16 protein-coding genes are annotated in these 21,786 nt (G+C 60.5%); 13 read left to right on the top strand and 3 right to left on the bottom strand.

The features are described 5' to 3' along the window. Nucleotide 1: 1 nt before the first annotated feature. The 3 genes from smc to ffh are packed head-to-tail and all read left to right on the top strand — an operon-like array spanning nucleotide 2 to nucleotide 5,941. On the top strand, nucleotides 2–3,538 hold the full coding sequence (gene smc, locus AAAX36_RS08270; protein WP_196022431.1) for a chromosome segregation protein SMC: 3,537 nt from the start codon (nucleotides 2–4) through the stop codon (nucleotides 3,536–3,538). Further along, nucleotides 3,538–4,455 (top strand): signal recognition particle-docking protein FtsY, encoded by a 918-nt coding sequence (gene ftsY, locus AAAX36_RS08265; protein ID WP_055286404.1) that lies wholly within the window; start codon nucleotides 3,538–3,540, stop codon nucleotides 4,453–4,455. The genes smc and ftsY overlap by 1 nt, the downstream gene beginning before the upstream one ends. 10 nt (nucleotides 4,456–4,465) lie before the next feature. Beyond that, nucleotides 4,466–5,941, top strand: coding sequence for a signal recognition particle protein (ffh, locus tag AAAX36_RS08260; protein ID WP_035138144.1), 1,476 nt, complete (start codon nucleotides 4,466–4,468; stop codon nucleotides 5,939–5,941). A 116-nt stretch (nucleotides 5,942–6,057) separates the two neighbouring features. On the opposite strand, the gene AAAX36_RS08255 is transcribed toward ffh, so the two are convergent. Further along, entirely contained in the window at nucleotides 6,058–6,822 is a 765-nt protein-coding gene (locus tag AAAX36_RS08255) for a NifB/NifX family molybdenum-iron cluster-binding protein (RefSeq protein ID WP_195245809.1), read from the bottom strand. Between the two features lie 218 nt (nucleotides 6,823–7,040). On the opposite strand from AAAX36_RS08255, the gene thyA reads away from it, so the two are divergent. The 4 genes from thyA (at nucleotide 7,041) to AAAX36_RS08235 (ending at nucleotide 10,916) form a co-directional block, all read left to right on the top strand. Further along, on the top strand, nucleotides 7,041–7,889 hold the full coding sequence (thyA, locus tag AAAX36_RS08250; RefSeq protein ID WP_349075043.1) for a thymidylate synthase: 849 nt from the start codon (nucleotides 7,041–7,043) through the stop codon (nucleotides 7,887–7,889). Between the two features lie 9 nt (nucleotides 7,890–7,898). Further along, nucleotides 7,899–8,417 (top strand): dihydrofolate reductase, encoded by a 519-nt coding sequence (locus tag AAAX36_RS08245; RefSeq protein WP_138374836.1) that lies wholly within the window; start codon nucleotides 7,899–7,901, stop codon nucleotides 8,415–8,417. Between the two features lie 109 nt (nucleotides 8,418–8,526). Then, nucleotides 8,527–9,441 (top strand): RNA methyltransferase, encoded by a 915-nt coding sequence (locus AAAX36_RS08240; RefSeq protein ID WP_138112397.1) that lies wholly within the window; start codon nucleotides 8,527–8,529, stop codon nucleotides 9,439–9,441. A gap of 125 nt (nucleotides 9,442–9,566) precedes the next feature. Further along, complete coding sequence (locus AAAX36_RS08235) at nucleotides 9,567–10,916, top strand: MATE family efflux transporter (RefSeq protein WP_349075040.1); 1,350 nt, start codon at nucleotides 9,567–9,569, stop codon at nucleotides 10,914–10,916. Between the two features lie 22 nt (nucleotides 10,917–10,938). Here the strand turns inward: AAAX36_RS08235 and AAAX36_RS08230 are convergent, their stop codons facing one another. After that, nucleotides 10,939–11,355 carry a cob(I)yrinic acid a,c-diamide adenosyltransferase gene (locus AAAX36_RS08230; protein WP_229025856.1) on the bottom strand — a complete coding sequence of 139 codons (417 nt, stop codon included), beginning with the start codon at nucleotides 11,353–11,355 and terminating at the stop codon, nucleotides 10,939–10,941. A gap of 161 nt (nucleotides 11,356–11,516) precedes the next feature. Between AAAX36_RS08230 and ftsH the strand changes: the two genes are divergently transcribed. Continuing rightward, on the top strand, nucleotides 11,517–13,409 hold the full coding sequence (ftsH, locus tag AAAX36_RS08225; RefSeq protein WP_171021520.1) for an ATP-dependent zinc metalloprotease FtsH: 1,893 nt from the start codon (nucleotides 11,517–11,519) through the stop codon (nucleotides 13,407–13,409). An 81-nt stretch (nucleotides 13,410–13,490) separates the two neighbouring features. Further along, nucleotides 13,491–13,946, top strand: coding sequence for a DUF523 domain-containing protein (locus AAAX36_RS08220; RefSeq protein ID WP_349075039.1), 456 nt, complete (start codon nucleotides 13,491–13,493; stop codon nucleotides 13,944–13,946). Nucleotides 13,947–13,994: 48 nt separating this feature from the next. On the opposite strand, the gene AAAX36_RS08215 is transcribed toward AAAX36_RS08220, so the two are convergent. Then, nucleotides 13,995–15,077: an iron-containing alcohol dehydrogenase family protein gene (locus AAAX36_RS08215; RefSeq protein WP_138112403.1), complete on the bottom strand. Its 1,083-nt coding sequence runs from the start codon at nucleotides 15,075–15,077 to the stop codon at nucleotides 13,995–13,997. Nucleotides 15,078–15,564: 487 nt separating this feature from the next. Here AAAX36_RS08215 and ileS point away from each other — a divergent pair, with 487 nt between their 5' ends. The 4 genes from ileS to AAAX36_RS08195 all read left to right on the top strand — a co-directional run bounded on the left by ileS (nucleotide 15,565) and on the right by AAAX36_RS08195 (nucleotide 21,730). Further along, on the top strand, nucleotides 15,565–18,366 hold the full coding sequence (gene ileS, locus AAAX36_RS08210) for an isoleucine--tRNA ligase (protein WP_349075037.1): 2,802 nt from the start codon (nucleotides 15,565–15,567) through the stop codon (nucleotides 18,364–18,366). 445 nt (nucleotides 18,367–18,811) lie between these two features. After that, nucleotides 18,812–19,339 carry a signal peptidase II gene (gene lspA / locus AAAX36_RS08205; protein ID WP_349075035.1) on the top strand — a complete coding sequence of 176 codons (528 nt, stop codon included), beginning with the start codon at nucleotides 18,812–18,814 and terminating at the stop codon, nucleotides 19,337–19,339. Next, nucleotides 19,339–20,352, top strand: coding sequence for an RluA family pseudouridine synthase (locus AAAX36_RS08200; protein ID WP_349075033.1), 1,014 nt, complete (start codon nucleotides 19,339–19,341; stop codon nucleotides 20,350–20,352). The genes lspA and AAAX36_RS08200 overlap by 1 nt, the downstream gene beginning before the upstream one ends. A gap of 82 nt (nucleotides 20,353–20,434) precedes the next feature. After that, a complete protein-coding gene (locus tag AAAX36_RS08195; RefSeq protein ID WP_349075031.1) occupies nucleotides 20,435–21,730 on the top strand; it encodes a glycosyltransferase family 2 protein in 1,296 nt (431 codons plus the stop codon). Nucleotides 21,731–21,786 lie beyond the last annotated feature (56 nt).

The following is a 21,786-nucleotide window of genomic DNA, read 5'->3' as shown; positions in this document are numbered from 1 at the left end:
CGTGTATCTCAAGTCCCTTACGCTCAAGGGGTTCAAGTCGTTTGCCGACCGCGCCCATATGACGTTTGAGCCGGGCCTGACCGTCATCGTCGGTCCAAACGGCTCGGGAAAATCGAACATCTCTGACTCGATTCTGTGGGTCCTGGGCGAGCAGAGCGCCAAGCAGCTGCGCGGCCAGGCCATGGAGGATGTCATCTTCTCGGGCTCGTCGGCGCGCAAGCCGGTGGGTGTCGCCGAGGTCACGCTGGTGCTCGATAACTCGGACCATATGTTGCCCGTCGACTTTGACGAGGTCGCCATCACCCGTCGCATGTATCGCTCGGGCGAAAGCGAGTACCTCATCAACTCGAGTCCGTGCCGCCTGATGGACATTCAGGACATCCTGCACGATTCGGGCCTGGGCAAGGATACGCATTCCATCATCAGCCAGGGCAAGCTCGACGCCATTTTGCAGAGCCGCCCCGAGGAGCGTCGCGCCCTCATCGAGGAGGCCGCCGGCATTTCCAAGCACAAGCGCCGCAAGGAGCGAGCGCTCAAAAAGATTAAGTCGATGGACGAGCACCTGATGCGTGCCCGCGACATCAATAAGGAAATCGCCCGTCAGCTGCGACCGCTGGAGCGTCAGGTCGATCGCGCGCGCAAGTACAAAGAGCTGTCCTCGCGCGCGAACGAGCTTACGCAGATGCTGGCTGTCGATGAGCTTCGTTCGCTGCAGTCGCAGTGGAACGACCTGGAGAGCCGCTCCAAGGAAGGTGCTGCCGAGCTGGAGCTTGCGCAGTACCGCCTGGGTGAGAAAGAGCGCGAGCTCGAGAAGCTCCAGGTTATGCTTGAGGAAAAGGGCCTGTTTGTGGGCGACTTGGGCGAGCAGCGCCGCCATATGCAAGATGTGGTCGGCCGTATTAACTCCGACATGCGCCTGCTCGAGGAAAAGGGTCACAACATGGTGTCGCGCCTGTCTGACATGCGCGGGCAGATTTCGAGCTCCGAGCATCAGCGTCGTCGCGTGGTCGAGGAGCTCGAGGACGCGCGTGCGCAGCTTGAGGAAGTGACCGGCGCGCACATGCAGGCCCAGGAGGACGTTGACGCCGCTGGTCCTGCCGCCGCAGAGCTCCACGAGCGGCGCGTGGCGCTCGACAATCAGATTTCGCAGCTTACGCGTGAGCAACGCGATGTGCAGCGCGTGGCCGACAACGCCGCGCTCGAGCTCGCCAAGGTGAAGGACTCGCTGAGCAATGCCGAGGTCGAGGACAACATGTATGCCTCGCGCCTGGAGCAGATCGACGAGCAGCTCGAGGAGGTCATGGCTTCGCTCGAGAGCCGTCGCGACCGCGCCGAGGAGCTTGAGGGCGCTCTTGAGGAAGCGCGCCAGGCTCAGGTCGATGCGCGTGAGGCCACCGAGACGGCACGCGCGGCCCTGAAGGACCTGCGTGCCCGTGAGAGCGAGGCACGCAACAAGTTATCCGAGGTGCGCTCGGAGCTTGCCAGCCAAAAGAAACTCGATGCCCGCATGGCCGACAGCTCGCCGCTCGTGAGCCGTCTGGTGGGTGCGCTGGGCGACGATGTCTTGGGTCGTCTGGGCGACGTGCTGGAGGCCCCGCGCGAGCTTGAGGGCCTGGTTGAGCAATTGCTCGCCGGCGATATCGATGCGCTGCTGTTTGATGACGCCGCCACGCTTGAGCGTGCCGGTCGTGCGGCTCTGGACCAAAAGAAGGCCTCGGGCGAGGCACTGCTGGTGGCGCGCGGCGTGAGCGGCTCTACCGCCGCTGAGGGCGCCTCCGGTACCCGTCTGGTTGATCGTCTGTCCGTGCGCGCAGGCTACGGTCCCGTCGTCGAGGCGCTGCTCGGCGGCTATTACGTCGTTGACGATCTTGCTGCCGCGCTGTCGGCGCCGGTCGTTGAAGGCGTGACTTACGTGACCCCCGATGGCGCCCGCGTCGCCTGCGGCGGCCTGGTGCGCGTGGGGCTTGATGCCGGCGAGGCTTTGGGTGCCTTGGAGCGCAAGCGCCGCATCCGTGAGCTCGAGGGCCTGGAACCCGATCTGGCTGCCATCTTTGAGCATGCTTCGGACCAAGTCGTCGAGGCCAACGTTGCCGTCGAGGAGGCCCGTGCCGCCGAGGGCGATGCCGCCGGTGAGATCGCCCGTCTTGAGGGCGAGCGCCGCTCGCTGCTCTCCGAGATCGGCCGCTTGGAGCAAAGCGCCAACAATGCCGAGGTCGAGCGCGTGCGCATCTCCAAGCGCCGCGAGCAGGCTGCCGAGGCCGTTCGTGCCGCGCGCCCGCGCGTTGACGAGCTCACCCGTTCGCGTGACGAGGCGCGTGCACAGGCAAGCGACCTGGGTCTCCAGATTGCCGAGGCCAACGATGAGCTCGATCGCGTTCGCCGTGACGATTCCGAGGCCGCCGGTAAGCTCGCCGATGCCAAGGTGCGCCTGGCCCAGACGAGCGAGCGCCTGCGTTCGCTGAAGGGCCGCGTGCCCGACCTTGAGCATCGTCTTGAGGGCATCGACCGTCGTATCCGCGGAACACGCCAGGCTTCGCGCTCGCTCGAGCTGCTGCGCCTGCGCGTCGACCCCATGCACGAACGCTATTCTGCCCTGTTGGAACGCGCGTCGGATTGGGCAGCGCGCCTGCGTGACCAGGCCTCTCTGGAGGAGGCGGACTCCGCTTCGCTCAAGAAGACCATCGAGGATGCCAAGGCAGAGGTTGCCCGCGCTAAGGAGCGAGTCGATACCGCCTCCGCCGCGCAAAACGAGTTCAAGGTCGCGCGTGGCAAGCTCGAGGTGCAGGTCGAGGCTGCCATCAAGGCCATTACCGCCGATGGCACGACGGTGCTCGAGGAAGCGCTCATGCTTCCGGTGCCCACGGACCGCGATGCCGCCGAGCGCGAACTCAACCAGCTTGTGCGCCAGATCAACAACCTTGGTCCCGTTAACCAAGTTGCCATGGAGGAGTACGAGCAGCTCAAGCGCCGCGCCGACTACATCGAGGAACAGCTGGCCGATCTGGAGAGCGCGCGCAAGGCGCTCACCAAGATCACGGTGGCCATTGATCGCAAGATGCGGAAGGCCTTCCTGGTGACGTTTGAGAAGGTCGACGCGAACTTCCGCGAGATCTTCGCTATGCTCTTCCCGGGCGGCCAGGCTCATCTGGAGATGACCGATCCCGAGCATCCTGCCGAGACGGGTATCGAGGTCGTGGCGCAGCCGCGCGGCAAGCGCATCACCAAGATGATGCTCATGTCGGGCGGCGAGAAGAGTCTGACGGCGCTCGCCCTGCTTTTTGCCGTGTACCGCACACGTACGGTTCCGTTCTATGTGCTGGACGAGGTCGAGGCGGCGCTTGATGACGCTAACCTGTCCAAGCTCATCGGAGCCCTCGATGTGCTGCGTTCCGATACGCAGCTCTTGGTTATCTCGCATCAGCGCCGTACTATGGAGGACGCTGACGTCCTCTATGGCGTCTCGATGCAAGCCGACGGCGTCAGTCGCGTCGTCTCGCAAAAACTCGATCGCGAAACCGGAAAGGTCGTGAATGCATAATGGGATTCTTCGATGCTCTCTCGCGCGGACTTGAGCGCAGCCGCGAGGCCCTCAACGAGGTCTTCTACTTTGGCGGTGAGGTCGACGAGGATTTTTGGGAGGACCTGGAGGACACCCTCGTAATGGGTGACATGGGCGCCGAGGTCGCTATCAAGGTCTCCGATGACCTGCGCGATGCCGCGGCCAAGAAGAACCTCAAGACCGCTCCGCAGCTTCGCCGCGCCCTGGCCGAGCAGCTTGAGCAGCACTTTGTGCCCATCGAGCGAGATCCGTTCTCCGATACGCCGAGCTGCGTGCTGTTTGTGGGCATTAACGGTGCCGGCAAGACCACGACGGTCGGTAAGATCGCGAGCGCCATGGCTGCCCGCGGCAAGAACGTGGTGATCGGTTCGGCCGACACCTTCCGCGCCGCCGCCATCGAGCAGCTTGATGTGTGGGGCCAGCGCGCTGGCGTCCCCGTCATCAAGCGGGACCGCGGCTCCGACCCGGCAAGTGTTTGCTACGACGTGCTCGACGAGGCCGACAAGCGCGGCAGCGACCTGGTGCTTATCGATACCGCCGGCCGTCTACACACGAGCCCTGAGCTCATGCGCGAGCTTGCCAAGGTGGTCAATGTGACCCGTAAGCGCGCCGCCAATATGGCCGCCGGTCCCATGCCGGTTTCGGTCGTGCTTGTGATCGACGCCGCGACGGGCCAAAACGGTCTGAACCAGGCGCTCGAGTTTAACGAGGCGCTGGGCCTGGACGGTATTATCATGACTAAGCTCGACGGCACGGCTAAGGGCGGCATCGCCATGGCCGTGGCCGAGAAGCTCAAGCTCCCGATCCTGCGCATCGGCGTGGGCGAGCAGGTCGATGACCTGCAGGAGTTCAATGCCAAAGATTTCTGCCGCGCCCTGGTGGGCGAGTCCAATTAAGGAGTGACTAGTGTTTGATTCCCTGAGCGATCGCCTCAACGACACATTTGACCGCCTGCGCGGCAAGGGCAAGCTGACCGAGGCCGATATTACTTCGGCCATGCGCGATATTCGCATGGCGCTGCTCGAGGCCGACGTTAACTTTAAGGTTGTCAAGGAGTTCGTCGCCAAGACTAAGGAGCGCTGCATGACCGCAGAGGTCATGGAGTCGCTCTCTCCGGCGCAAAACGTCGTCAAGATCGTGCTCGACGAGCTTACCGAGATGCTCGGCTCCACCGAGAGCAAGCTCGTCTTTAGCAACCGTATTCCCAATGTCATCATGCTCGTGGGCCTGCAGGGCTCCGGTAAGACCACGGCTGCCGTAAAGCTGGCCTACCTGCTCAAGAAGCAGGGTCGCTCGCCGTTGCTCGCCGCGTGCGACGTCTACCGTCCCGCCGCTGCCGACCAGCTGGCCACGCTCGGTGGCGAGATCGGCGTGCCAGTCTTCCGCGGTGACGGCGCGCACCCGGTCGACATTGCCAAGGGTGCCATCCAGGAGGCCGTCGACCACCTGCGCGATGTGGTCATCGTCGATACCGCCGGTCGTCTGCAGATCGACGAGCAGATGATGCAGGAGGCCGTGGATATCAAGAAGGCTGTCAAGCCCGATCAGGTGCTGATGGTCGTCGATGCCATGACCGGCCAGGATATCGTCAACGTCGTCTCGACCTTCGCCGAGCGCACCGACTTTGACGGCGTGATCATCTCCAAGCTCGATGGCGACGCTCGTGGCGGCGGCGCGCTTTCCGTGCGCCAGGTGACCGGCAAGCCCATCAAGTTCGTGAGCATGGGCGAGAAACCCGATTCGCTTGAGCCGTTCTACCCCGATCGTATGGCCAAGCGCATTCTGGGTATGGGCGACGTTGTCGGAATTATCGAGAAGGCCCAGGAGGCCGCCGATGCCGAGCAGCTCGAGGCCGCCGAGCGCATGCTGCGCGAGGGCTTCACCATGAATGACATGCTCGACCAGATGAAGGCCGTCAAGAAGATGGGCGGCATGAAGGGCATCCTGGGCATGCTCCCCGGCGGCCAGCGTGCGCTCAACCAGATGGGCGGCAACCTGGACGAGGGCATCTTCGACAAGAACGAGGCCATCATCATGTCGATGACCAAGGAGGAGCGTCTGCGTCCTTCCATCATTAACGGCCAGCGCCGTGCCCGCATTGCCAAGGGCGCCGGCGTGACTCCCACCGAGGTCAATAGCCTTATGAAGCAGTGGGGCGAGATGAACAAGATGATGGGCCGCATGCGCACGATGGCCAATCAGGCTCAGGCCGGCGGCAAGAAGGGCAAAAAGGGCAAGAAGGGCAAGAAGATGCGCATGCCCAATATCCCTGGCCTGGACGCTATGGGTCTGGGCGGCATGGGCGGCCTGGGTACGGGCGGCCCCAAGTCCGATATGGACCTGCTGCGCCAGATGGAAGCGCAGATGCGCAATAAGAAATAACGACTGGTTGAGTCGTGTATGGCGAAGGCCGCCTGGATCGTATTCCAGGCGGCCTTCGCCGTTCGTTCGCAGGTTGTCGCACGCGCGGAAGCGTGTTGACGTTGAGATGCTTGCCGTTAGTGGCAGCCGCAGCCCTCGTGGCCCTCGTGCTCGTGATGGCCGTGGCAACCACAGGATTCGCCGTGCTCATGGGCGTGCTCGTGGTCATGGCCATGGCAGTCGCAGGTGGCCTCGTCGTTCTGTGCGAGCGTGCCGGCAATGAGGGCCTCGACGCAGGCATCGCAGCTGCCCTGGGCGCCCGCATAGACCGTGATGCCGGCTTGGGCAAGCGCGTTGATAGCGCCGCCGCCGATACCGCCGCAAATGAGCGTGTCAACGCCACCGTTGGCAAGCAGGCCCGCCAAGGCGCCGTGGCCGGTGCCACCGGTGCCTACGACCTGCTCGTTGAGCACCTTGCCATCCTGGATGTCGTAGATCTTGAACTGCTCGCTGCGGCCAAAGTGCATAAAGATGTTGCCGTTGTCGTACGTCGTTGCCACCCTCATGGTGCCGACCTCCTTTGCTGGCCATGCGGCCGTCGTCGTGGCGATGGGGGAGTACGCGATATTGCCGCCCGCGATGACGAGCGCTCGTCCGTTGACCAGCGCTTCGGCCACCTTGCGATGCGCGCGGCTGCAAATGGCCGCCACCGTTGCGCGGGCGATGCCCATCTGCTGGGCGACCGCCTCTTGGTTGAGACCTTCCAGGTCGCACAGGCGCAGCACCTCAAGCTCGTCGACGGTCATGTCGATGGCATCACCGCTGGCCAGGCCATCGGGGGTAAAGCCGCGGTATTCGGGGATGATCCCGACGCGGCGCAGTTTTTCGCGTCTTCCTGCCATGCACACTCCTTATCTGACATATGTCAACAATAGGATAACGCGTTAGTCGTTGGGCGCAAGGCATTTCTGTCATATGTCAGAAAAAGGCTAAGATGCCTCGTTGCCGCATGCGGAGCCGCGCTGCCGTGCATTGCGTGTGCCGGACTAAGTGTCCAATTCGACACTCGCGCGCCTGGGCTACAATAAATCTCGCTTATAGGCGACTGACAGGAGGGTCAATGAGCAAAGCTGATCAGCAGTTTGTAACCATGTGCCGCGATATCTTGGACCATGGCACCACCACCGAGGGCCAAAAGGTCCGTCCGGTGTGGGAGGACGGCACCCCTGCCTATACCATTAAAAACTTTGGTGTCACGGCGCGCTATGATCTGCGCGAGGAGTTCCCCGCGCTCACCCTGCGTCGTACGGCGCTTAAGTCTGCCATGGACGAGATTCTGTGGATCTATCAAAAGAAGTCCAATAACGTGCATGATCTCAACAGCCATATCTGGGATGAGTGGGCCGATGAGACCGGTTCCATCGGTAAAGCCTACGGCTATCAGATTGGTCAGAAGAGCCATTACGCCGAGGGCGACTTCGACCAGATGGACCGTGTGCTGTACGACCTTAAGCACACGCCGTATAGTCGCCGCATTATGACCAATACGTACGTGTTTAGCGATCTGTCCGAGATGCACCTTTATCCGTGTGCCTATAGCGTGACCTATAACGTGACGCAGCGTCCTCAGGACGACAAGCCGACGCTCAACATGATTCTCAACCAGCGCAGCCAGGACATTTTGGCCGCGAACAACTGGAACGTGTGCCAGTACGCCATTTTGCTGATGATGGTCGCGCAGTCGGTCGATATGATTCCCGGTGAGCTGCTGCACGTGATCGCCGACGCCCATATCTATGATCGTCATGTCGATATCGTCCGCGAGCTTATCGAGCGTCCGCAGTTTGCGGCACCCAAGGTAACGCTCAACCCCGATGTGCATGACTTCTATGCGTTTACGACCGATGACCTGATCGTCGAGGGCTATGAGCACGGCCCGCGGGTCAAGAACATTCCCATTGCGGTGTAGGTGGTGCTCATGACGTGTAAGCTATCTGCTATCGTCGCCGTGTGTGACGATTGGGGCATTGGGTGCGAGGGCGACATGGTGGTGTCCAATCGCGCCGATATGCGCCATTTTGTGGCCTGCACCAAGGGCTGCCCGGTTATCATGGGACGCAAGACCCTGCTGAGTTTTCCCGGCGGGCGTCCGCTCAAGAACCGCCGCAATATCGTGCTCACCCGCGACGAGAGCTTTGCCCCCGAGGGCGTCGACGTGGTGCATAGTATCGACGAGGCGCTCGCCGCGGTTGCCGATGAGCCCGTTGCCTGGGTGATCGGTGGCGGCGATGTCTATCGGCATTTTTTGCCGTATTGCGTCGAGGCCGAGGTCACGCATAACCACTGCGTCCATGTCGTGGATACGTACTTTCCCGATTTGGAAGCCGATCCTGCGTGGGAGATTGCGCAGCGTAGCGGGGTCGCGACGATTGCCGCCGGTGAGGGTGACGAGGGCGTCGATTATGAGTTCGTGACGTATCGTCGCATCGAGGCGTAAATCGTCTGGCGTGAACGGTATCATCGGGTTGATTGAATGCATGGGGCGGCGCTTAGCGTCGCCTCGTTTGGTATAGATGTGCTGTAAAGAAGGGTGCGGGCTGGCTGCTATGACTGATGCCGTTGAGGTTCTGCGAATTGATTCGCTCGAGGACGAGCGGCTCGATGCCTACGTGCGACTGACCGAGCGTGAGCTTCGCTGCGTGCTGGAGCCGCAGAAGGGCATTTTTATCGCTGAGAGTGCCAAGGTCATCGAGCGTGCGGTTCGCGCCGGATATGAGCCGGTGAGCTTTCTTCTGGGCGAGCGCTGGCTCGACCAGATGATGCCGCTGTTTGACCAGCTTGTCGTGCGCGAGGGAGCGGGTCCGGTTCCCGTGTTCGTGGCCTCCATGGAGCTCATGGAGCAGTTGACGGGCTTTAACGTGACGCGCGGCGCGCTGGCGGCGTTCCGTCGCCCGCGTCAGATTCCGGTTGATGAGTTCTTGGGCGGCGTTGTCGAGGCGGCGGGGGGTCGTCCGGTGCGCGTGTGCGTGCTTGAGGGTATTGTCGATCACACCAATGTTGGCGCGATTTTCCGCTCGGCTGCCGCATTGAACGTTGACGGTATTTTGGTCAGCCCGACGTGCTGCGATCCACTGTATCGTCGCTCGGCCCGCGTGAGCATGGGCACCGTGTTTCAGGTGCCGTGGACGCGCATTGGCAGCGAGGCTCGTGTGTGGCCGCATGATGGTCTGAGCGCGTTGCACGATGCCGGTTTTTCGTGTGCCGCTATGGCGTTGACGGACGACTCTGTTTCGCTTGATGATCCTGTACTGCGGAAGATTGATCGCTTGGCGATTTTTATGGGCACCGAGGGTGCCGGCTTGGGCGCCAAGACCATTGCCGGCTGTGACCACGCGGTGCGCATTCCGATGGCGCACGGGGTCGATTCGCTCAACGTGGCCGCGGCGAGCGCCGTCGCCTTTTGGCAGCTGTGCCCGCACGTGAGCAATGAGTATCACTACCAGCCGGGTTTGTATCACTAGGCAGATATTTTGCACTGGGCTCTGATTCGGGGTGTTTCGGTCGACGCCGGTCGGTGCTAAGCTGGTATTTGCTTTGGTCTTAAATTGCCGTTTTGTTGTTTAACATACGTTGGCGGGGAGGGCGTGTGGCTAAGAAATCTACGGCTATCGATGTAACGCAGGGTGTCATTTGGCAACAGCTGCTGTCGCTGTGCGTTCCCATCTTTTTTAGTTCGTTTTTTCAGCAGGCCTACATGCTTATCGGTACGTATATCGTTGGCCAGTTTGGCGGCAAGCTCGCGCTGGGTGGCATTCAAGCCACGATGGTGCTCACCGAGCTCTGCATTGGCTTTTGCGTTGGCGTCGGCGCCGGCTGCGCGGTCATTACCGGTCAGTATTTTGGCCAGCACGATGATGAGCGACTGAGTCGTTCGGTCCATACAGCCATGACGCTCGCGCTGGTGGGCGGTATCGCTTTCTCGATTCTTGGCATAGTGTTCGTTGAGCCCATGCTGGTGCTTATGAACACGCCGCATGAACTATTGGCCGAGGGCGTGGCCTATGCTCGCTGTTATTTTGCCGCGATGGTTGCGGCACTGCTGCTTAATATGGGAACCGCACTGCTGCGTGCCGTGGGCGACACGCGCGGCCCCGCCGTGATCATTGCCTCTGGCTGCCTGGTTAACGTGGTGCTGGATATCATTTTTGTCGCTGTGTTGCATATGGAGGCGCTGGGCTGCGGCATCGCGGTGGCGCTGACCATTTGCTCCAATGCAACGATGATCGTGTTGCGCATGATGCGCGCTCCGGGTGCATGGCGTCTTTCGCTGTCTAAGCTCGGTATCGATCGCGGTATTTGCAAGAGTATGATCTCGTGTGGTCTGCCACTCGGTTTTCAATCGGCTGCCTATTCGATCTCGAACGTGCTGATCCAGGTATCGGTTAATTCGTTTGGCGCCGATGTCACGACTGCTTGGGGTCTATCTGGGCGCCTGGATGGCATTATCTGGATGGTGACCGAGGCGCTCGGCGTATCGATCACTACGTTCTCGGCGCAGAACTTTGGCGCGCGCAACTACGAGCGCATGCGCAAGGGCTACCATACGTCGCTCGCGCTGTCGTTTATGCTCATTGGTGGCCTGTCTGCCGTGCTGCTGGTGTTCTCGGGCCCGCTGTCGCGTTTGTTTGTCGACGATGCTTTGATTTCGGCGTACACCACGACTATCCTCCATTTCATTGCGCCGTTCTATGCGATTTTCTCGATTATCGAGAACGCCTCGGGTTCCATCCGCGGCGCCGGCGTGAGTTTGCAGCCTATGATGCTCACCATCTTTGGCACCGTTGTCTTGAGGGTGATCTGGGTGTTTGCGATCATGCCCTTCGATCCGTCGCTCGAGCATCTACTGCTGGTCTACCCCGTAACGTGGCTCATTACGGCCACGATGTTCACCATCTACCACCACAGCGGCAACTGGCTCGGCCGCGCCACCGCCTAGCCATTCGGGACGTCCCCAATGGCTAGTATTCGATGCCTTGGCGGGCTAGGAGTCCTTCGTCGAAGTAGTGTTTGATGGGGCGCATTTCGGTGACAAGGTCGGCGAGGTTCGCGAGGGGCAGCAGGCCGCGGCCGGTTAGCACGAGCTCCGTGGTGGCGGGCTTCTGCGCGATCAGCCCCTCCACATCCTTGCGCGTTACAAAGCCGCGGCGCATCGCTTCGCCGAGTTCGTCCAGGATGAGCACATCGACCTGCGAGATCTGCTCGCGTGCTAGCTCCAGAATCTGTGCCGCGCAGGCCTCGGGCGTGTCGCGGTCGGCTTGTACGATGCGCAGACCCAAACGGGGCGCCGCATCATGCTCGGCGCAGTGAAGTTTCTTGGCAAACTGCAGCCTAAGAACGTCGAGTCCGTAGCCCGTCGCGCGCAGCGCGAGCCCCAGCGCAGCCGTCGTCTTGCCCTTGCCGTCGCCTGTATAGATTTGAACCTTGCCGACTTACAGTGATGCCATCTCTGTCCTTTCGTGCCCGGCGTCGGTTTATCGCCGGCCGGGTTGGGTATTCTAGTTAGCATTATCAACCCCAGTAGATGGAGTTCAAGCAGATGGAGATGGATGACAACAAGCGTAGACGGAATATGATCCTCTACGTGCTCATCGCCTTCGTCGTCTACCTCGTGCTCTCGACCGTTCTGTTCCCTAACATCGGTCACACGCAGCAGATTACGAAGACCGATTACTCGACGTTTGTCAAAGCGCTCGATAAGAAGAGTGTCGACAAGGTCGAGTACAACACGGACGATTACTCGATTTATTACACCAAGAAGGGCGAGGACGAGAACATCGCCTATAAGACGACCGGTGTGCCGAACGATGCGGGCTTTACCGATCGCGTGCTTGAGTCTGGCGCTTCGCTGGAGTCGGTCGTTCCCGATAAAAACTCGGGTTTGATGACCTACTACCTGCTCACGCTCATTCTTCCCATGGCGATTTTCTTCCTCATCGGTTGGTGGCTCAACCGCCGCATGAAGAAGGCTATGGGCGATGACGGCCCGTCGATGAACTTTGGCGGCGGCGGTTTTGGCGGCGGCGGACTGGGTAAGTCCGGCGCGCGCGTGATCGCCTCCAAGGACGTGGGCGTGACCTTTAAGGACGTCGCCGGCCAGGAAGAGGCCAAGGAGTCCCTCAAGGAGGTCGTCGACTTTCTGGAGAAGCCGCAGCGCTACGAGGAGATTGGCGCCAAGCTGCCGCGCGGTGCTCTCCTTGTTGGCCCTCCGGGTACCGGTAAGACCCTGCTAGCCAAGGCTGTTGCCGGCGAGGCTGGTGTTCCGTTCTTTAGCATTTCGGGTTCTGAGTTCGTCGAGATGTTCGTCGGCCGTGGCGCCGCCAAGGTGCGTGACCTTTTTAAGCAGGCCAAGGAAAAGGCCCCGTGCATCGTGTTTATCGACGAGATCGATACCATCGGTAAGAAGCGCGATGGCGGCGGTTTTAGCGGCAACGACGAGCGTGAGCAGACGCTCAATCAGTTGCTGACCGAGATGGATGGCTTCGATAACCACAAGGGTATCGTTGTCCTTGCCGCAACCAATCGCCCCGACAGTCTCGATCCGGCGCTGCTGCGCCCCGGTCGTTTTGACCGCCGCATCCCCGTCGAGTTGCCCGATCTGACCGGCCGTAAGAACATCCTCGAGCTTCACGCCAAGAGTGTGAAGACCGAGCCGCCGATCGATCTGACCGCGATTGCCCGCGCCACGCCCGGTGCCTCGGGCGCCGACCTGGCCAATATCATCAACGAGGGCGCCCTGCGCGCCGTTCGCGAGGGTCGCAAGCGTGCAACCCAGGACGACTTCGAGGAGTCGGTGGAGGTCGTCATTGCCGGCCAACAGCGTAAGTCCACGGTGCTTTCCGACCACGAGAAGCAGGTCGTTTCCTACCACGAGATCGGCCATGCTATCGTCGCTGCCCGCCAAAAGGGTTCCGCGCCGGTTACCAAGATCACCATCGTGCCGCGCACGAGCGGTGCTCTTGGCTATACCATGCAGGTCGAGGAGGACGAGCGCTTCCTGACGACACGCCAGGAGGTCTTGGACAAGCTCGCCGTCTACTGCGGCGGCCGTGCGGCCGAGGAACTCATCTTTGGCGAGATGACGACCGGTGCCGCCAACGATATCGAACAGGCCACCAAGCTTGCCCGTAACATGGTGACGCGCTTTGGTATGTCCGACGAGTTTGGCATGATGGCGCTCGGTACCGTGCAGAACGCGTATCTCAATCAGGACACGTCGCTCACCTGCGCCCCTGGTACGGCCGAGCGTGTGGACGCGATTGTCGCTAAGCTGATCGAGGACGCGCACGATCGCGCCCTGCAGATCCTCAAGGAAAACAAGTTCAAGCTCCATGAGCTGGCTCGTTATCTGTACAAGAAGGAGACCATCACGGGTGAGGAGTTCATGAACCTCCTCACGCGCGAGAATCCGCTGATGCCCAAGCAACAGTAACGCCGCGGTCGAGCCAGTAAACGCCGACGCCCCATTTGAGCAGCTTTCTCAAATGGGGCGTTTTGCTTGAGAGGGATGGAAATGAAGATCGTGGTGAGCGCCTGCTTGATGGGCGAGAGCTGCAAGTATAACGGGCTCGACAACTACCATCGCGAGTTGGTCGAGGCCTGCGAGCGTACAGGGACCGAGGTCCTCTTGGTGTGCCCTGAGGTCTTTGGGGGCCTGCCCACGCCGCGCAAGCCGTCCGAGATTGTGAACGGAGAGGTTCGTACCTGCGAGGGCATATCGGTCAATCGCGAATTTCGCCTGGGTGCCCAACGAGCGCTCGATATGTGCGAGCAGGCGGGCGGGCCGGAAGAGATCGCCGCGTGCATCCTGCAGGACCGTAGTCCCTCGTGCGGCGCGGGTCGCATCTACGACGGAACATTCAGCGGCACCCTTACGGCGGGCAACGGCGTCTTCGTTGATTTACTGCTCCGCCACGGTTATCGCGTGATCCCGGCTAGCGAGTTCGACCCCAGCATGCTGGAGCAATAAAAAACCACCACAAAGGTGCTGCTCCCTTGTAGTGGTTTTGGCCTGGGTCTAGAGCGTGTGGCCGTAGGCGTTGGCGGCCTTGATGGCGGCGGCGAATTTTTCGTCGGTGAAGGGCTCCGGGTTGCCTTGCTTCCACTCGTTGGTGGCGTGCGCGTGCTCGCACAGGGCAGGGATATCGGTCTCGGAAAGCCCGACCTGCTCAAGCGTTACGGGCAGCCCCATCTGCTTGTTGAAGTCAGCATAGCGCTTAAGGTTCTCGGTGTCGCCCGTGTAGGCGAACAACACCAGCACGCCCAGGCTTACGACTTCGCCGTGCAGGTAGGTGCCCTCACGCGGAATGCTGCAGGTGGCGTTGTAGAACGCGTGCGCCACGCTCGAGTTGTAGTAGTAATCGTTCTGGTTGGTCAGGTTCGAGACATAGCCCGTGTTGACCACGATGTCGAGCGCGATCTGCTTGACGGCCTCGCTCGACAGATTCTGACGAACGTCCTCAAGACCCTGAACACCGTAGGTAAACAGCGGCTCGGAACAGGTGTGGGCAAGAGCCAGGCCAAGGCCGGCGGTGTGCTCCAGGTCGCCGGCGCTCGTGGCGTACTCGACTTCGGGCTGCTTGGACAGGGCGTCGCCCACGCCGGCCCAGAAGTACTCCGCCGGAGCCTCGGCGATGATCTTGGGATTGATGAAGATGTGCGCCGGTCGGTTGGGGTACGAATAGCCCTCGAGCGATCCATCGTCGTTGTAGACGACGGCAATGGCGGTCGCGGCGGAACAGTTAGAGCAAATCGTCGGCACCGTAAAGACAATCTTCTTGAGCTCGATTGCCGCTGTCTTGACGGTGTCGAGTGCCTTGCCGCCGCCACAGGCGATAAGCACGTCTGCCTGCTGGCAAGCGGGGGAGTTCACGACCTTGGCGATATTGGCGCGCGTACTGTTGGTGCCGTAGACGCGCGTCTCCAGAATCTCGACGTCGGTACCTTCAAGCGCCGCCTCGATGCCCGGCAGCGCCGCAGCTAGGGCTCGCTTGCCACCAATGATGGCGACTTTCTTCGCGCCGTACTCCGCCAGTGCGGCGGGCAGCTCGGTAAAGCAATCCTCGCCAACGGTGTAGTCGCTCATTCCGATTGTGCGCATGGCAGCCTTCTTTCGTTAGTTAAAGTGCTTTCAGGTATTTTGCTCCTAGAGAAGGCTAACGACCACGAGAAATTTCTTACGTATGAAACCAGTGTTGAGGGTTTCTCGCCGGCGCGGAACGTGCTAGCATACTCCGCATAAGCGTTGATGGGGACGAGTAGTCGGCCGTCCGCATGCCACAGAGAGCGGGGAGCGCTGAGAACCCGTGCATGCGACCGATGAAAATCACCCCGGAGCTGCGGTCCCAACGGACGTGCCGCGCAGGCACGTCTTAGTAGATATCGCCGAGATGGTCGTCGATACAGGCCAGCCGAGTAACGGATGCGAGCGCGCGAATACGCGGGCGAGGGCATCTAAGCTGGGTGGTTAAACGAAGAGCTTTTGCGGGCATACAGCCCGTTTTTGTGGCGCTTCGTCCCAGCTTGTAGGGACGGGCGCTTTTTTGGTGCCCAACGGGCGTGCGCGCCCACGACATGAAAGGGGTACCGTGGCAAACGAGTACAAGCAGACGATGAATCTGCCCAAAACCGGTTTTCCCATGCGTGCCGGTCTTTCCAAGTCCGAGCCCAAGCGACTCAAGGACTGGCAGGACAACAAGGTCTACGAGCAGGTTCTGAAGAAGAACGAGGGTCACAAGAAGTTCGTGCTGCACGACGGCCCTCCGTACGCCAACGGCCCGATCCACATCGGCCACGCCATGAACAAGATCTCCAAGGACATGATCAACCGCTACTGGATGATGCAGGGCTATGAGGTTCCCTATGTTCCCGGTTGGGACTGCCATGGCCAGCCGATCGAGCATAAGGTCGAGGAGAAGCTCGGCACCGAGAAGTTCAACCAGACCTCCACGGCTAAGATCCGTGAGCTTTGCAATAAGTTCGCTGTCGAGAACATCGAGCTGCAGAAGGCCGGCTTCTGTCGCCTGGGCGTGCTCGGCGATTGGGACAACCCCTATCTGACGCTCTATCACCAGCATGACGCCGCCGACATCGAGGTTTTCAAGGCCATGTTCGACAAGGGCATGATCTATCGCGGTCACAAGCCCGTCCACTGGTGCAAGCACTGCCATACCGCACTTGCTGAGGCCGAGATTGAGTACTCCGACGAGACGAGCCCGTCCATCTTCGTGCGCTTTGAGATGACCTCCAAGCCCGTCGGCCTCGAGAACTTCGACGGCCCGGTTGACTTTATCATCTGGACGACCACGCCGTGGACCATCCCCTCCGACCAGGCAGTTTCTCTCAAGCCCGGTGCCGCCTACGTCGCCGTTGAGCACGACGACCGCGCCGAGGTCATGCTCGAGGACCTGGCTCCCAAGTGCTGCGAGGAGTTTGGCTGGGAGTACACCCCGGTTGTGGTCGACGGCAAGCCCTATGTGGTTCCCGCCGAGACCTTCCATCACATTCACTATAAGCAGCCGATCTTTGACGGTGTTGAGGGCGTGGCACTGTTGGCCGATTACGTCGGTGTCGATGACGGTACCGGTATCGTCCACAACTCGCCCGGTCACGGCGTCGACGACTACTTCGCCTGCCTCAAGGAGGGCATCACCGACATTTGCATGCCGGTCGATGACGACGGCAAGTTCTACACCGGCGAGGAGTTTGGCACCGGCGGCCCCTTCAGCGGCATGGATACCGACGAGGCCAACCCGCACATCATCGAGTTCCTGCGCGAGCGCGGCACCCTGGTCCTCGAGAAGAAGATCACGCACAGCTATCCGCACTGCTGGCGCTGCAAGCACCCGGTGCTCTTCCGTGCTACCGACCAGTGGTTTGTCTCGATGGACAAGACCGGCTTGCGCGAGCAGGCTGGCAAAGAGGTCCGCGAGAACGTTAAGTGGTATCCGGCCCACGCGGCCAACCGCATCGGCGCCATGGTCGAGCAGCGTCCCGACTGGTGCATCAGCCGTCAGCGCAACTGGGGCGTGCCTATCCCCAGCTACACTTGCGCCGACTGCGGTGAGAAGGTCATGAACGACGCCACGCTCGACGCCGTCATCAAGCTCTTCCACGAGAAGGGCTCCGACGCCTGGTTCACCGACGCTCCCGAGAGCTACCTGGGCGAGGCCTGCGTCTGCCCCAAGTGCGGCGGCCATCACCTCAAGGCCGATAAGGACATCCTCGACGTGTGGTGGGATTCCGGCGTCTCTTGGAAGGCCGTCTGCGAGTACCGTCCCGAGCTGGAGTATCCGGCTGATGTGTACCTCGAGGGCTCCGACCAGCACCGCGGTTGGTTCCAAAGCTCGCTGCTCACCTCGGTGGGCGCCAACGGCCACGCTCCGTACAAGGCGGTTGTCTCGCAGGGCTTCACCCTCGACGGCCAGGGCCGTAAGATGTCCAAGTCGCTCGGCAACGTCATCGACCCCAATAAGGTCTGCGACGAGATGGGCGCTGACATCATCCGTCTGTGGGTTGCATCCGTCGATACCAGCTCCGACGTGTCCATCGACCACGAGATCCTTGCTCGTACGTCCGATGCCTACCGTCGTTTCCGCAACACGCTGCGCTTCCTGCTCTCCGAGCTCGAGGGTCAGTTTGAGCCCGAGACCGACGGCGTCGCCTTTGCCGACCTGCTGCCGCTCGATAAGCTCATGGTTGCCCGCCTGACTCAGGTTCAGGCCGAGGTCGACGACGCCTACGCCAGCTACGAGTTCCCGCGCGCCTACCGTGCGCTTTATGACTTCGTGGTTACCGAGCTCTCCAACGTGTACCTCGACGCCCTGAAGGACCGTCTGTACTGCGACAAGCCCGGCTCGCTCGAGCGTCGCAGCGCCCAGACCGTGCTGGCCGAGCTCTTCTCGATGCTCATGCGCGACCTGCAGCCGATCCTGTCCTACACGGTTGACGAGGCCATGGCATATGCGCCCGCTGGCTGCGTCGATCACCAGAAGTACGCCGCGCTGCTCGATTGGTACAAGTCGCCCATCACGGTCGACGAGGCCAATGAGTTCGAGGGCGTGCTCGAGGCTTCTCTTGAGCTCCGTAGCGCCGTGACCAAGGCCCTTGAGGATGCCCGTTCTGCCGGCACCTTCACCAAGAGCCAGCAGGTTCGCGTCAAGGCGGTCGTTCCCGCCGAGATGTACGCGCTGCTGACTGGTGACAAAGCGGTCGACCTGGCCGAGTTCTACATCGTCTCCGATGTTGAGCTGACCCAGGGCGAAGAGCTTTCCGTCTGCATTGATGCTGCCGAGGGCGAGTGCTGCGACCGTTGCTGGAACTACCGCACCACCGTCGGCGAGTACAACGGCCACGCTCATATTTGCAAGCGCTGCGCCGATGCTTTGTAGGTTACGGCGTTCGTAGAACGCCGTAACCTACCGACGCTGCAAACGCCCCTAAGCGGCAATCTGACGTTCAATCGTCGGTCGCGTACCAAAGTACGCTTCCCTCCTCTTTCACGTCACCTTGCTCGCTTAGGGACGTTTTCGCTGTTGGTGACGATAACGTGGCGTTTCCATTGCTGGATCTAGAGGCTTTCTTTCGACTTGCGTTTTTAGTCGAAAGCTATTAAGCGACATTCCGTTATTCGGAATGTCGCTTTCGTTTTTAGCTGGTTATTTCGCTTGCGTTGGTGGATATGTCGTGCGTTCTGCGTATGGCAATATAAGATAGTTCTTTGTATTAAACGTAATTCGATGATCTTGAGGGTAGGGGATTTCTTTGGGTCGTGCTGGGGATATGACGCCGCCTTTGCGCTGGCGGTTAGGTGTTGCTGGTGGGGTGGTGCTGGTTGTGCTGCTTTTTGATCAGCTGACCAAGCTTGCGGTTCGTGCCGTGGGCGACGCTTTGCATGTGACTGTTATCCCCGGTGTGATCGACTTCCTGTTTGTCCGCAATATCGGTGCTGCCTTTAGCATGGGCGAGGGACATGGCGTTGCGTTTGCTTTGCTGGCGCTTGCGGTCATTGTCGCCATTGCCGTGTACTTGCTTCGCGCGCCCCAGCTTGCTCGCTTGGAGGTTGTGGGCATGGCTATGGTCGCGGGCGGTGCTATCGGCAACGCTATCGATCGTTTGGCCTTTGGCTTTGTGACCGATTTTATTGCCACCACCTTCATCGACTTTCCCGTCTTCAATGTGGCCGATATCGGCATTACGGTCGGTGTTGTGCTGGCGCTTATCGGTTACATGTTCTTGAGTCCCGCCGCTCGCGAGGTCGATGCGACTGCTGAGCTCAATGCCCGTGATGAGGCCCGCGCTAAGCGCAAAGCCAAGCAGCGTGGGGAGCGTGCCCGCAAGATTCGCGAAAGGAATGATCGTTAATGGCCGACATCCATATTCTTGTTGCCGACGATTGCTCTGGCCAGCGTCTCGACGCCTTTTTGGGTGCCAACGACGGCTGCCCCACGCGCTCTGCCTGCGCGTATCTGATCGAGGGCGGCGCCGTAATCGTGAACGGCGAGACCTGTCTGTCAAAAAAGTATGCCGTACGCGCCGGTGACCGCATCTCGGTCGACCTGCCCGAGCCGCACGATCCCACTGATGTGATTCCCGAGGCCATCCCGCTCGACATTCGCTATGAGGACGACTATCTCATTGTGCTCTCCAAGCAGCGCGGGCTGGTGTGCCATCCCGCCCACGGCCACGAGAGCGGCACGCTTGCGAACGCCTTGGTCTACCACTGCGGTATCGATCATCTTGGTACCGTGCAGGGTGAGGACCGCCCCGGCATCGTGCATCGCCTGGATCGCGATACCTCGGGCCTTATGCTCGCGGCAAAAGACGACGACACCCAGCGCGCGCTTCAAAATCTCATTCGCACGCGTGCGCTCGACCGCCGCTATATCACGCTTGTCCACGGGCACATCGCCATGGACGAGGGCACCATCAATACCGGTATCGCCCGTTCTACGCGCGACCGCGTCAAGATGGCGGTTTCGGACGACCCCTTTGCCCGTCAGGCCATTACGACCTTTAAAGTCCTCGAGCGCTTTGATTCCACGCGCTTTGACGATGGTTATACGCTCGTTGAGTGCCATCTGTTTACCGGTCGCACGCACCAGATTCGCGTGCATATGCGTCATATCAACCACGCCTGCGTGGGCGATCCACTCTACGGCAAGTGCGATGCGCGCGCCGACCAGGGCCTGACCAGGCAGTTCCTTCATTCCTGGCGCGTGGCGTTCGACCATCCCGTGACGGGGGAGCGCATTGAGTGCCGCGACGAGTTGCCGTGGGATCTCGCTGCGGTTCTCGACGATCTGGCTCCGCGCTCGCTCGGTCGCACGGCCGTTGGAGATGAAATCGTTCCGCAGCTCGGTCTTCTCGAAGCCTAGCCAGTATTAGGTGGTTTCTTGAACTCGGTAAGCCTGCGGTAAGATATACAATTGTTTACGTTACGCGTTGCTGGGAGCCTGCATGCTCGCCTTTTTACAAACCAACACACCCATCGTGATCTTCAACCAGATTGTCGTCACGCTGCTCACGGTCTGCTTTCTGTACCAGGTGGTCTTCTTTGTCATTGGCGCTCTTCGTGGCGAGGTCGCGCCTCCCAAGGCCAAAAAACTCCATCGCTATGCCTTTTTTATCGCGGCGCATAATGAGGAGGCCGTGATCGCCAACCTCGTTCGCTCCATCAAGGACCAGGATTATCCGTCCGAGCTCATCGAGGTTTTCGTGGTCGCCGATGCCTGCACCGACAACACGGCGCAGCTCGCGCGCGAGGCCGGTGCCATTGTTTACGAGCGCAATGACCTGGCCCGCAAGGGCAAGAGCTGGGTCATGGACTTTGGCTTCGACCGCATTCTCAACGAGTATCCCGACACGTTTGAGGGCTACTTTATCTTCGATGCCGATAACGTTATCTCCCGCGATTACGTTTCCAAGATGAATGATGCCTTTGACCAGGGCTTCCATGTGGTCACGAGCTATCGCAATTCCAAGAACTTCGGCAGCTCGTGGATCTCGGCTGCTAATGCCACGTGGTATCTACGCGAGGCGCGCTTCCTCAACAACGCGCGTAATATCTGCAAGACGTCCTGCGCTGTTTCGGGTTCGGGTTACCTTATCTCGTCAAGCGTTATCGAGGGCATGCACGGTTGGCAGTTCCACACGCTGACCGAGGACATTCAGTTCACTACGTTCTGCGCTATTCACGGTATTCGCATTGGCTATGCACCGGCGGAGTTCTTTGACGAGCAACCCGTGACGTTCAAGGCATCCTGGAAGCAGCGTATGCGCTGGACCAAGGGCTTTTACCAGGTGTTCTTTACCTACGGTAAGCATCTGGTCAAGTCGACGTTCCGCTATCATCGCTTTGCCGCCTACGACATGTTCATGACGATCGCCCCGGGTATGCTGCTATCGCTGATCTCGATGCTCGCTAATGCGACGTTCTTGATTGTGGGTGGCCTTTCGCATGGTTTCTTGGCTACCGAAGTCGAGATGCAGGCGTGCGCCGCTTCGCTCATTATGACCTTCGCCATGATGTATCAGACCTTCTTTATCCTGGCGCTGCTCACGACTATCTTTGAGTACAAGCACATTCACTGCGCGCAAAAGTGGCGTCTGGTGACTAACCTGTTTACCTTCCCGATCTTTATGTTCAGCTATATCCCCATCACGGTGGCCGCGCTGTTCCTGAAGGTCGACTGGGTGCCGACGCAGCACGCCGTCAACGTTACCCTTGACGAGGTCATGCGAGGCGCCAAATAACCACCACCAAAACCACCGCAAAGGGGACAGTGAACTGCGCCCCGAAACTTGGACTG

Source organism: Collinsella sp. CLA-ER-H10, assembly GCF_040092475.1.
Classification (GTDB): Bacteria; Actinomycetota; Coriobacteriia; order Coriobacteriales; family Coriobacteriaceae; genus Collinsella.
Note: the sequence above shows the minus strand (reverse complement) of the source record. Positions and strands in the feature narration are given on the sequence as shown.

Coding starts and splice junctions, on each gene's coding strand:
- ftsY (WP_055286404.1), top strand. CDS start 3,538: ATGGGATTCTTCGATGCTCTCTCGCGCGGACTTGAGCGCAGCCGCGAG.
- AAAX36_RS08255 (WP_195245809.1), bottom strand. CDS start 6,822: ATGGCAGGAAGACGCGAAAAACTGCGCCGCGTCGGGATCATCCCCGAA.
- thyA (WP_349075043.1), top strand. CDS start 7,041: ATGAGCAAAGCTGATCAGCAGTTTGTAACCATGTGCCGCGATATCTTG.
- AAAX36_RS08245 (WP_138374836.1), top strand. CDS start 7,899: ATGACGTGTAAGCTATCTGCTATCGTCGCCGTGTGTGACGATTGGGGC.
- AAAX36_RS08240 (WP_138112397.1), top strand. CDS start 8,527: ATGACTGATGCCGTTGAGGTTCTGCGAATTGATTCGCTCGAGGACGAG.
- ftsH (WP_171021520.1), top strand. CDS start 11,517: ATGGAGATGGATGACAACAAGCGTAGACGGAATATGATCCTCTACGTG.
- AAAX36_RS08220 (WP_349075039.1), top strand. CDS start 13,491: ATGAAGATCGTGGTGAGCGCCTGCTTGATGGGCGAGAGCTGCAAGTAT.
- AAAX36_RS08215 (WP_138112403.1), bottom strand. CDS start 15,077: ATGCGCACAATCGGAATGAGCGACTACACCGTTGGCGAGGATTGCTTT.
- AAAX36_RS08200 (WP_349075033.1), top strand. CDS start 19,339: ATGGCCGACATCCATATTCTTGTTGCCGACGATTGCTCTGGCCAGCGT.
- AAAX36_RS08195 (WP_349075031.1), top strand. CDS start 20,435: ATGCTCGCCTTTTTACAAACCAACACACCCATCGTGATCTTCAACCAG.